This is a genomic window from Methylophaga sp. OBS1 (assembly GCF_026319365.1).
The window spans coordinates 1-11745 of record NZ_JAPDMS010000009.1 but is presented as its reverse complement, the minus strand read 5'-3'; the positions used below and the strand labels follow the sequence as shown (position 1 = coordinate 11745).

Sequence of the window (11745 nt, the reverse complement as noted above, 5' to 3'; positions counted from 1 at the left end):
TACCATGCTGAAATGGCTTAACTTATCTGCCGTAGTAATCGTGCTGGATCAGCTGAGTAAATGGCTGATGACAAGCTGGCTGGATCTACACGAAAGCGTGGCTGTCATACCGTCTTTCAATCTGACTCTGGCCCACAACTACGGCGCCGCCTTTAGCTTTCTGGCCTCAGCCGGTGGCTGGCAACGCTGGTTCTTTGTGGTGCTGGCATTGGCGATCAGCACGGCCTTGATCATCTGGCTCAAACGCCTCGGCGCCTACGCCAGGCTGGAAGCGGCCTCGCTGGCTTTGATCCTGGGCGGCGCGATTGGTAATGTGATTGATCGTCTGATTCATGGTTATGTGATCGATTTTCTCGACGTTTACTATGGCAGCTACCACTGGCCAGCCTTCAATATCGCTGATTCCGCGATTTGTGTCGGTGCCGTGCTGTTAATTCTAGATAGCTTCAGAAGCAAAACGGAGCCCCAATGAGCTTTTGTGATCTCGCAGTCAGCGGCGTCGCCGAGCTGCAGCCTTATGTACCGGGCAAACCCATTGAAGAACTGCAACGCCAGTATGGTGTGCGCGATGTGATTAAGCTGGCTTCCAATGAGAACCCGCTGGGCCCCTCTAAAGCCGCCCTGGCTGCGGTAGCGAAATCGGCTAAGGAAATGACACGTTACCCTGATGGCAATGGCTATTCGCTGAAAATGGCGCTGGCAGAAAAGCTGCGTCTGTCACCGGAGCAGATTACACTGGGTAATGGTTCTAATGATGTATTGGAATTACTGGCACGGACCTTTGCCGGCCATGGCGATGAGATTATTTACTCCGAGCATGCTTTTGCAGTCTACCCATTAGCGGCCAAGGCAATTGGCGCCACCGGTATCGCGACGCCGGCCAAAGACTATTGCCATGATCTCAATGCCATGCTTAAAGCGATTACAGCCAAAACCAAGCTGATCTTTATTGCTAATCCCAATAATCCGACCGGTACCTGGATTGAACCATCGGAAATTCATGCCTTCCTGGATAAAGTGCCGGAAAAGGTGCTGGTGGTGCTGGATGAGGCTTATGTTGAATATCTTGAACAGACTGAAATCTCTATCAGCTGGTTACAGGATTTCGATAACCTGGTGATTACCCGGACCTTTTCCAAGGCTTACGGTCTCGCTGGTCTGCGTATCGGCTATGCCTTGTCACACCCTGAAATCGCCGACCTGCTGAATCGCATTCGTCAGCCATTTAATGCCAACAGCCTGGCTCAGGCTGCCGCCGTGGCTGCGCTGGGTGATGAAGCCTACCTGCAGGAATCGCGACAAAAAAACGAGGCCGGAATGAAACAACTGATTGCCGGTTTCGACAAAATGGGACTGAAATTCATCCCCTCCAAAGGTAACTTCATCACGGTGAATGTCCAGACCAACGCGGCAGAGGTTTACGATGAGCTGTTGTATGAAGGCGTTATTGTCAGACCGGTAGCAGGATACGGTCTGCCTCAGCACCTTCGGGTCAGCATCGGTCTTGAACAGGAAAATCAGCGCTTCCTTGAAGCTTTATCGCGCGTGATGGGGCGCGGCTGATGATTAATCGTTTAGCCATTATCGGAGTGGGGCTGATTGGCGGTTCACTGGCGTTGGCGCTCAAACAGAAGGGTGCAGTGAACCAGGTGGTTGGCTATGCCCGCAGTGAACAGGCAAGAAACGAAGCACTGGAGTTCGGCATTATTGACCATGCCGCCAACTCACTGGCTGAAGCTGTCGATAATGCCGATATGGTTTTTGTCGCTGTACCCATGGGCGCCATGGCAGAGGTTTTTGAAGGCATTGCCGGACAACTGAATCCTGAAGCGATTATTACCGATGGCGGCAGCGCTAAATCACAAGTGGTAGAAGCGGCCAGGCTGGCGCTGGGGGACAAGTTCCGCCAGTTTGTACCGGGTCACCCCATTGCAGGCACAGAAAAAAGCGGGCCTTCAGCGGCTTTTGCCGAACTCTATCAGGCGCATCGGATTGTATTGACCCCGGTGGCCGATACGGATGCGGCTGCGACAGCCAAGGTCAAAGCGATGTGGCAACTGACCGGGGCCGAAGTGTTCGAGATGGATGTGGCGCATCACGACACCGTGCTGGCGGCAACCAGTCATTTACCCCATGTGCTGGCTTTCAACCTGGTGGGCATGCTCGCAGAGCGCGATGATTGTGACGAAGTATTACGCTACGCCGCAGGCGGTTTCCGTGACTTCTCGCGGATTGCATCCAGTGATGCGGTGATGTGGCGGGATATCTGTCTCGGTAATCAGGAAGCCATTCTGGCGCTGCTTGAACAGTACCATCAGGGCATGAACCGAATAGAACAAGCTATCCGTGACGGTGATGGCGACTATCTGATTGAAGTCTTCTCGCGAGCTAAAAAAGCCCGCGATACCCGTTTTGCCGATCCCGATTTAATTGATAACAGCGAAGTCTGAGAGTAGCAGCCACCGTGTCTAGCGAAATGAATAGAAAATATATTGTCCATCCGGGCGGTCAGATCACCGGTGAATTGCGTGTGCCCGGGGATAAATCAATTTCTCACCGCAGCATTATGCTGGGGGCTCTGGCAGAAGGCACGACCGAAGTCACGGGCTTTCTGGAAGGCGAAGATGCCCTGGCGACACTGGCAGCGTTCCGTGCCATGGGCGTGCATATCATCGGTCCGGATAAAGGCAAAGTGACGATTCATGGTGTGGGCATGCATGGCCTCAAAGCACCGGAAGCCGATTTATATCTGGGCAATAGCGGTACATCCATGCGGCTGCTAAGCGGTTTACTGGCAGCACAAAACTTTGATGTCACTTTGACCGGTGATAAATCCCTGTCAGGCCGACCCATGAAGCGGGTGACCGACCCGCTGGCCTTGATGGGCGCTGAAATTGACACCAATGAGGGCAAGCCGCCACTGAAAATTCACGGTGGCAAACAGCTCAGGGGCATTGATTATGATCTGCCGATGGCCAGTGCCCAGGTCAAGTCCTGTCTGTTGCTGGCTGGTATGTATGCCGAGGGTAAAACCTCAGTCACCGAGCCGGCACCGACCCGTGACCACACAGAGCGCATGCTCGGTGGTATGGGATACCCATTACAGCAGCAGGACAGCACTGTCACGATTGAGGGTGGCGCCAAGCTGACTGCGACCCGGATTGATGTCCCGGCCGATATCTCCTCTGCGACTTTCTTCATGGTGGCGGCAGCCATTGCACCGGGCAGTGATGTGACGCTCAAACACGTGGGTATCAACCCGACCCGGATTGGTGTCATTAATATTCTGAAACAGATGGGCGCTGATATCAGCTTGCACAACGAGGCTGAAACCGGCGGTGAACCGGTTGCCGATATCCGGGTGAAATATGCGCCGCTGAAAGGCATTCAGATTCCCGAAGATCAGGTGCCGCTGGCTATCGATGAATTCCCGGCGCTGTTTATTGCTGCCGCTTGTGCCGAAGGCGAAACCGTGCTGACCGGGGCGGAAGAATTACGCGTCAAAGAAAGTGACCGAATTCAGGTAATGGCAGATGGTCTGACCACATTGGGCATTGATGCCCGGCCAACCGAAGACGGTATTGTCATCCATGGCGGTGTGATCGGCAGCGGCGAAGTCGACAGTCATGGTGATCATCGCATCGCGATGTCGTTTGCGGTGGCGGCTTTGCAGGCCGGCGGTTCGATTCAGATCAATGATTGCGCCAATGTGGCAACCTCTTTCCCGGGCTTTGTCGAACTGGCCTCGCAAGCAGGACTGAATATCGAGGAAATTGATGACTGAGGTTCCAGTACTCACTATCGACGGTCCCAGCGGCTCTGGCAAGGGCACCATTGCTCAGATGATTGCCCGTGAATTTGGCTGGCACTACCTGGATAGTGGCGCTATTTATCGGGTACTGGCGCAGGCGGCGATTAAACATCAGCTGGACTTGGCTGATGAAGCCGCACTGACCAGCCTGGCCGAGCATCTGGATGTGCGCTTTGCCTTTGATAATGCAGAATTGAAAGTGATGCTGGAAGGTGACGATGTCAGCCTGCGGATCCGCAGTGAAGAGGCCGGTAATGCGGCGTCGAAAGTGGCCGCCATCCCCTCGGTTCGCACTGCTCTCTTGCAGCGCCAGCGTGATTTCAGGAAAATGCCCGGGCTGGTCACAGATGGCCGAGATATGGGCACGGTGGTATTTCCGGATGCGCCATTTAAAGTTTTTTTAACGGCAAGCGCCGAGGAAAGGGCGCAGAGACGTTATAAGCAGTTGAAACAGAAAGGAATTGAGAGTAACCTCTCTGATCTGATCGCAGAAATCTCCGAGCGTGACAGAAGAGACAGCGAACGCGAAGTCGCCCCGTTAAGGCCGGCTGAGGGTGCGCTTATTCTCGATTCTACCGAGCTGGGGATTGATGCGGTATTCGAACAGGTCCGCGCATATTGCGCTGACATGTAATTTGAGGGCCCTGGTCGGCCATGCCGATTGGGATTTTTAACGATCCTGCATGTCGCAGGTGACAACTTTTGGTGATCCTGTTTCTCAATACAGGGTCAAGGATAACTAACATGAGCGAAAGCTTTGCTGATCTCTTTGAAGAGAGTTTAAATTCAACCCCCATGCAACCAGGCAAGATTGTTACCGGTACGGTAGTCAATGTTGGTTCTGATGTTGTTATGGTTAATGCCGGCCTGAAATCTGAAGGCGCGATTCCTGTTTCTGAGTTCATGGATGAAAATGGTGAAATCACCGTTTCTATCGGTGATCTGGTCGATGTCTCCCTGGAATCCCTGGAAGATGGTTTTGGTGCCACCCAGCTGTCACGTGATAAAGCCAAACAGGCTGAAGCATGGACGAAACTGGAACATGCCTATGAAGCGGGTGAAACCGTGACCGGTATGATTTCCGGTAAGGTGAAAGGTGGTTTCACTGTCGATCTGGAAAATATCCGTGCCTTCCTGCCGGGTTCTCTGGTCGATATCCGTCCTATCCGCGACACCACGCACCTGGAAGGTAAAGATCTCGAATTCAAATTGATCAAACTGGATCGTCCACGCAACAACATCGTTGTTTCACGCCGTGCGATCATGGAAGAAGAGAACAGTGCAGAGCGCGAAGCGCTGCTGGAAACCCTGGAAGAAGGTAAAGTCGTTAAAGGTATCGTTAAGAACCTGACCGACTATGGTGCCTTCGTTGATCTGGGTGGTATCGACGGTCTGCTGCACATCACCGATATGGCCTGGAAACGCGTCAAGCATCCTTCAGAAGTCGTTGCTATCGGCGACGAAATCGAAGTTCAGGTGCTGAAATTCGATAAAGAACGTGAGCGTGTTTCTCTGGGTCTGAAACAAATGGGTGACGATCCTTGGAAAGATATCGCTCGTCGTTATCCGAACAGCACCCGTATTCACGGTAAAGTCACCAACATCGCTGACTACGGCTGTTTCGTTGAAATCGAAGATGGCGTTGAAGGCCTGGTTCACATGTCTGAAATGGACTGGACCAACAAGAATGTTCACCCATCCAAACTGGTTGCCCTGGGCGATGAAGTTGAAGTGATGGTACTGGACATCGACGCAGAACGTCGTCGTATTTCTCTGGGTATCAAACAATGCCAGGCCAATCCTTGGGAAGAGTTCTCAATGACTCACAGCAAGGGTGACAAGGTTAAAGGTGCCATCAAGTCAATCACTGACTTTGGTATCTTCATCGGCCTGGAAGGCGGTATTGACGGCCTGATTCACCTGTCTGACATCTCCTGGGAAGAAGACAATGAAGAACTGATTCGTGACTTCAAGAAAGGTGATGAAGTTGAAGCGGTTGTACTGGCGATTGACCCGGAACGTGAGCGTATCTCACTTGGCATCAAACAACTGCAGGACGATCCGTTCTCTTCATTCCTGTCTGAAAACCCACGCGGTAGCATTGTCAAAGGCAACATTAGTGCCGTTGACGCTCGTGGTGCCACTGTCGAGCTGGCCGAAGGTGTAGAAGGTTACATCCGCGCTGCTGACATTGCCCGTGAGCGTATCGATGATGCCAGCAAGGTCCTGTCTGTAGGCGACGAAGTGGAAGCGAAATTTACTGGTATGTCCCGTAAAGACCGTACGCTGACGCTGTCTATCAGAGCCAAGGATGAGAAGGAAGAAGCAGAAGCTGTCAAAGAGTACAGCAATGTTACTTCCGGCAACACCACGCTGGGTGATCTGCTGAAAGAGCAAATGGATCAGAAAGATAATTAATATCTGACTGATTCCAGTGCACCCGGTCATCCTGGCCGGGTGTATTGCTTTTTTTCAATGGATTTACCATCCCACTTAACATCGGTGTTTGGCGCATTACTCCAGGAATAATAAAGACATGACCAAATCAGATTTGATCGAAGCATTATCTGAAAAACAATCTCTACTGAATTATCGCGATGTTGAGCTGGCTGTAAAATTAATTCTCGAACAAATGAGTGACAGCCTGTCCAGAGGTGACCGCATCGAGATTCGCGGATTTGGCAGTTTTACGCTGCACCACAGACCGCCGCGTATTGGTCGTAACCCCAAAAGTGGGGAATCGGTAAAGCTGGATGAGAAATTTGTGCCGCATTTCAAACCTGGTAAGGAGCTGCGTGACCGCGTCAATAATGCGGCCGGTTACTAATCTCAGACAATGAAACTGAGCCAGGAAGCGGTTACTGAATTTAACCAAATCCACAGTTATCAGAATGACCATGTGGTCATTCGTCCCCAACATCAAAATCGACTGGAAACGATTGAGTCGAATTTTATCCTCACCCGCAATCAGATCATCAACGACTGGCCGGTGACGGAGATTGTCAATATTTCGGCTGAACAACTGGCCGAACTCAAGAAACTGGATCCGGAAGTCATTTTATTTGCAACCGGATCCGGTCTCTGCATTGAATATCAGAAAATTGCCAGCCATTTCATGCAAGCGCAGATCGGTGTTGAATTCATGGATCTGGGCGCCGCCTGCCGTACTTTTAATCTGCTGGTCAGCGAACAGCGTAAAGTGGTCATCGCAGTCTGTTTTGAGGCCGTGTGATTCGATTCGCAGTTTGACCGCAACATCCCCAAATATGCCGCTTCGATTCATTGATTTTTTCTTAACTGGCTTGGCTAAGTCGCTGTTTTATTTAGCGCACTGATAGAAAGATGACGCTCGGCATCTGGTCAGAACTTGACCACTCATATGGTTCTTAGGAAAATTCCCGGTTACGCAGAATAAATAAGGCATTTGCCCGACTGATAATGCATTTGACCAAATCATTGATCCAGATCAAGTGATCCGATCCATGAATTGTGACGCGTTCAGGTAAAATTCAGCATGCTTTATTTATAAAGGCGTAATGAAAAGGGTCCTGGTCCCAAGAAAATAAATAATGGGACTGAGAGAGAGTTTTCCAAAGAGAGAAGGTGTGGTCGCTATGCAAGCGGAACAACAGCAGTATAACTATCAGGTGGTCAAGTGGTTCGCCTATATGGCGTGTGTCTACTTGGTCATCGGCACCGGTGTCGGTGTTTATATCGCTTCAGAACTGGCCTGGCCGGTTTTGAATTTCGACAATCCCTACATTAGCTTCGGACGTCTGCGTCCGGTGCATACCAATGCAGTTATTTTTGCATTTGGTGGTTCAACGCTGATGGCGACGGCCTATTACATCGTTCAGCGTACCTGTGGCACACGCCTGTGGAGCGACAAAATGGCCTGGTTCACCTTTTGGGGTTGGAATCTGGTTATTCTCGCTGCGGTCATTACCCTGCCGCTGGGTTATACCCAATCCAAAGAATATGCTGAACTGGAATGGCCAATCGATATTCTGATTGCGGCTGTCTGGCTGGCTTACACCTTCAACTTCATCATGACCATTTCGATCCGTAAGGTCTCACATATCTATGTGGCCAACTGGTTCTTCCTGGCCATGATGATCATGATCACCTATCTGCACGTGGTCAACAGCCTGGCGATCCCGGTAGAGTTGTTTAAGTCTTATTCCATCTTCTCCGGTGTTCAGGATGCGATGATTCAATGGTGGTGGGGCCATAACGCGGTGGGCTTTTTCCTGACAGCGGGCTTCCTGGGCATCATGTACTACTTTGTTCCCAAGCAGGCTAATCGTCCGGTTTATTCCTACCGGTTGTCAGTGATTCACTTCTGGGCACTGGTCTTCGGTTATGTCTGGCTGGGTGCTCACCATCTGCAATACACTGCACTGCCTGACTGGACCGGTTCGTTGGGTGCGGCCATCTCTCTGGCGATGATCATTCCATCCTGGGGTGGTGCGATCAACGGTATGTTTACGCTGTCCGGTGCCTGGGACAAGCTGCGCACCGATTACATTCTGCGTTTCCTGATTGTGTCGCTGGCTTTCTACGCGATGTCCACCTTTGAAGGTCCGGTGATGTCGTCAAAAACCGTGAATGCGCTGTCTCACTACACTGACTGGACTATCGGTCACGTCCACTCCGGTGCACTGGGTTGGGTAGCAATGGTATCCATCGGTGCGCTCTACCACATGGTCGAGCGTATGTGGGGCACCACCATGTATTCAGTACGCCTGGTCAATATTCACTTCTGGATGGCGACCATCGGTACCGCGGTCTACATCACTGCGATGTGGGTATCAGGCATCATGCAGGGTCTGATGTGGCGTGCCTATGACGAATACGGCAACCTGGCTTACACCTTCGTGGAATCTGTCGCTCAAATGCATCCCTACTATGCGATGCGTGCTGTTGGTGGCCTGATTTTCTTCCTGGGTGCCTGCGTTATGTTGTTTAACGTCACTGTGACCATTCGTCGCGCGATTGCCAAACCGTCAGCCGAAATGGCGACTGCGGCTAATATTTAAGGAGACTGGAATGTCTGATCATAATTCTAATAAACCAGTTACCTTCCAGGAGAAACTGGAGAAAAATATCTGGGCACTGGTGTTGGCAACAGCGCTGGTCGTCTCGGTAGGCGGTATTGTCGAAATCGTTCCGTTGTTCTATCTGGATACGACATTTGAAGATGATGTCTTTCCAGAGTATGAAGAGCTGAAAGGTGTGCGGCCATACACAGCACTGGAATTGGCTGGCCGTGATATCTATCAGCGTGAAGGTTGCTATCTGTGTCACTCTCAGATGGTCCGTCCCTTCCGTGATGAGAAAGACCGTTACGGTCATTACTCATTAGCTGTTGAATCCAAATATGACCATCCATTCCAGTGGGGGTCAAAACGGACTGGTCCTGACCTGGCCCGTGTAGGCGGCAAATATTCTGATGCCTGGCATATTCAGCATCTGGAAGATCCCCGCTCAGTCGTGCCTGAATCCGTCATGCCAAGCTATCCGTGGCTGCACGATGCCACAATTGACGGTGAAGGCATGGAAAAACGTCTGCGTGCAATGAAAGCGCTGGGTGTGCCCTACACCGATGAGCAAATTGCAGGTGCTGCAGAAGCCGTTGAGGGTAAAACTGAAATGGAAGCCATGGTGGCCTATCTGCAAGTATTGGGCACCATGGTGAAATTCGAGCCGGGCAGAGATTATCGTGAGTAAACTTCAAGAGTATTTTCATACTGATTGGAGCGCGATGACGGGAACCGACTGGTTCGGCCTGGTATTTACAGTAGTGATCTTTCTACTGATGGTTGGGCTGTATTTCTGGGTGCTGAACCCGAAAAACAAAGACAAGATTGAGTCCCACCGTTCCATGCCGCTGGATGACGAAGACGAGACAAATTCGGAGAAAAAAGATGGCTGATAACAAGAAGAATCCTAATGAGGTGTCTGATACTGGACACGAATGGGATGGTATCAGAGAGCTGGAGAATCCCCCACCGCGCTGGTGGACCAACGCCCTCTATCTGAGCGGTCTGCTGGTGCTGGTGTACTTCATCCTGTACCCGTCATTGCCGCTGATTAATGAGAGCACAAAGGGCCTGCTGGGCTGGACCATGATTAAGGAGTACAAGGAAAACCTGGCCGAAGTCGAAGCCAAGCGTGCCCCTTTTGAGGAAAAACTGGCCGCTATGACCGCCGAGGAAATTCTGGCTGATCAGGACATGCGCAACTACGCAGTCGGTTCCAGTAAAGTGCTTTATGGTGACAACTGTGCTGCCTGTCACGGTACTGGTGGTATTCCTGCGCCGGGTTCGGGTTATCCGATTCTGGCCGATGATGACTGGCTCTATGGTGGTGATGTGAACACTATCGTGGAAACACTGGCGAAAGGTCGTCAGGGCATGATGATGGCACACAAAGATACCCTGAAACCCGAAGAGGTCGATGGCCTGGTTCAGTTTGTGGTTAATGCTGCTGAAGGCAAAGCGACGGAAGCTGGCTGGAAACTGTTTAATGATAAAGGCTGTGTCGGCTGCCACGGTGCTGATGGTAAAGGTATTCATGCCTTGGGTTCAGCTAATCTGACTGACCAGATTTGGCGTTTCTCCGGGGAGCCCGAAGAAATTCGCTACACCATCCTGCACGGTGTCAATGATCCATCGGATCCTAAAACCCGTGTTGCGGTCATGCCAGGCTGGAATGAAAAGCTGGCAGTGAAACTGGAAGCACTGAAATGGGATGAAGAGCCCGAATATGATGGTACTGAAACTGAGCGTTTGACTGAGACTGAAATCAAGAAGCTCGCAGTTTACGTTCACCAGTTTGGTGGTGGTCAGTAGTATGAGTAAGGTGGCCCTGATCACACCAGGGTCACCCGAATTCCTCAGGAGGAAGCAAGATGGGATTTGATGCAGTCGTTATTGGCTCTATTGCCAGTGTGGTTGTTGCGATTATTGTCGTTGGCGTGATCGCCTATCGGATCATGAGACAGATGGGTGACGATAACGAAAACGATTAATGTCTATTGATGGATGAAAAGCCGGCCCGGTGTCGGCTTTTTTATCACACATTAATATCAGAAAACACTAATATTAAGTCGTATCAGCAAATGGCAGGGGACCACATGGCCGAGCAGCAAGCCACCACAGCAAACGATACCAATGCAATTTACGAAGAAGTCGCCGACTGGCACATCAACACCGGGGAAGAAAAGGTGGTGGCGAAGCGGCTGAAAGGGCGATTTCGCCTGCGCAAATGGATGGGCATGTCAGTGTGGTCACTGTTTTTTCTGGTGCCCTACCTGCGTTGGGACGGTCAGCAGGCGATTCTGTTTGATATCCCCGACCGCCAGTTCCGCTTTTTTGACCTGACCGTATTTCCTCAGGACATCTGGATGCTGTCCCTGACCCTGCTGTTTTTCGCGATACTGTTGGCAGCGGTCACCAGCGTGGCCGGTCGCGTCTTTTGTGGCTACTTCTGTTTCCAGACCGTCTGGACCGATATCTACACCTATATCGAAACCAAACTCGAAGGTGACACCCCGCAAAAGGCGCACAAATTCAAACAAGCCCCGTGGACACTGGATAAAACCTGGCGTGTACTCACCAAACACAGCCTCTGGATAGCGATAGCCCTGCTTACCGGCATCAGCTTCACCAACTGGTTTACCGATGCCTACCAGAACTGGGTCGAGATTATCACCCTGCAAGCCCCGATACCGGTGTGGGGTGCGATAGCCGTCTTCGGTGTTTTCACCTACGGCTTTGCCGGCTTTATGCGTGAGCAGGTCTGTTTCTGGCTCTGCCCCTATGCGAGGCTTCAAGGCGTCATGTACGACCAGGACACCGTATTGCCGGCCTATGATGCCGAGCGGGGCGAACCCAGAGGCAAACTTAAAAAAGGCGCAGTAGATGGCAGCA

At 51.4% G+C, this 11745-nt stretch carries 13 protein-coding genes; all 13 read left to right on the top strand.

The features are described from left to right. Nucleotides 1-4: 4 nt before the first annotated feature. The gene (gene lspA, locus OMQ46_RS16480) at nt 5-472 is read left to right on the top strand and encodes a signal peptidase II (protein WP_266238625.1); all 468 of its coding nucleotides are present in this window, start codon (nt 5-7) and stop codon (nt 470-472) included. Continuing rightward, on the top strand, nt 469-1563 hold the full coding sequence (gene hisC / locus OMQ46_RS16475; protein WP_266238608.1) for a histidinol-phosphate transaminase: 1095 nt from the start codon (nt 469-471) through the stop codon (nt 1561-1563). Before lspA ends, hisC begins: the two co-directional genes overlap by 4 nt. Next, nucleotides 1563-2450 (top strand): prephenate dehydrogenase, encoded by an 888-nt coding sequence (locus tag OMQ46_RS16470; RefSeq protein ID WP_266238607.1) that lies wholly within the window; start codon nt 1563-1565, stop codon nt 2448-2450. The genes hisC and OMQ46_RS16470 overlap by 1 nt, the downstream gene beginning before the upstream one ends. Nucleotides 2451-2476: 26 nt before the next feature. After that, nucleotides 2477-3784 (top strand): 3-phosphoshikimate 1-carboxyvinyltransferase, encoded by a 1308-nt coding sequence (aroA, locus tag OMQ46_RS16465; protein ID WP_416234849.1) that lies wholly within the window; start codon nt 2477-2479, stop codon nt 3782-3784. Then, nucleotides 3777-4445 carry a (d)CMP kinase gene (cmk, locus tag OMQ46_RS16460; RefSeq protein WP_266238604.1) on the top strand — a complete coding sequence of 223 codons (669 nt, stop codon included), beginning with the start codon at nt 3777-3779 and terminating at the stop codon, nt 4443-4445. The genes aroA and cmk overlap by 8 nt, the downstream gene beginning before the upstream one ends. Nucleotides 4446-4555: 110 nt before the next feature. Next, nucleotides 4556-6229, top strand: coding sequence for a 30S ribosomal protein S1 (rpsA, locus tag OMQ46_RS16455; RefSeq protein WP_266238603.1), 1674 nt, complete (start codon nt 4556-4558; stop codon nt 6227-6229). A gap of 118 nt (nt 6230-6347) precedes the next feature. Beyond that, a complete protein-coding gene (locus tag OMQ46_RS16450; protein ID WP_266238602.1) occupies nt 6348-6638 on the top strand; it encodes an integration host factor subunit beta in 291 nt (96 codons plus the stop codon). 9 nt (nt 6639-6647) lie between these two features. Then, nucleotides 6648-7043: an Mth938-like domain-containing protein gene (locus tag OMQ46_RS16445; protein WP_266238601.1), complete on the top strand. Its 396-nt coding sequence runs from the start codon at nt 6648-6650 to the stop codon at nt 7041-7043. A 382-nt stretch (nt 7044-7425) separates the two neighbouring features. Continuing rightward, complete coding sequence (ccoN, locus tag OMQ46_RS16440) at nt 7426-8850, top strand: cytochrome-c oxidase, cbb3-type subunit I (protein ID WP_266238599.1); 1425 nt, start codon at nt 7426-7428, stop codon at nt 8848-8850. A gap of 10 nt (nt 8851-8860) precedes the next feature. Then, the gene (gene ccoO, locus OMQ46_RS16435) at nt 8861-9541 is read left to right on the top strand and encodes a cytochrome-c oxidase, cbb3-type subunit II (RefSeq protein ID WP_266238598.1); all 681 of its coding nucleotides are present in this window, start codon (nt 8861-8863) and stop codon (nt 9539-9541) included. Continuing rightward, entirely contained in the window at nt 9534-9746 is a 213-nt protein-coding gene (locus OMQ46_RS16430; protein WP_266238597.1) for a cbb3-type cytochrome c oxidase subunit 3, read from the top strand. Before ccoO ends, OMQ46_RS16430 begins: the two co-directional genes overlap by 8 nt. Then, complete coding sequence (gene ccoP / locus OMQ46_RS16425; RefSeq protein WP_266238595.1) at nt 9739-10665, top strand: cytochrome-c oxidase, cbb3-type subunit III; 927 nt, start codon at nt 9739-9741, stop codon at nt 10663-10665. The genes OMQ46_RS16430 and ccoP overlap by 8 nt, the downstream gene beginning before the upstream one ends. 284 nt (nt 10666-10949) lie before the next feature. Next, nucleotides 10950-11745: 4Fe-4S binding protein (locus tag OMQ46_RS16420; RefSeq protein WP_266238594.1), on the top strand; the 796-nt coding region annotated here is incomplete at its 3' end.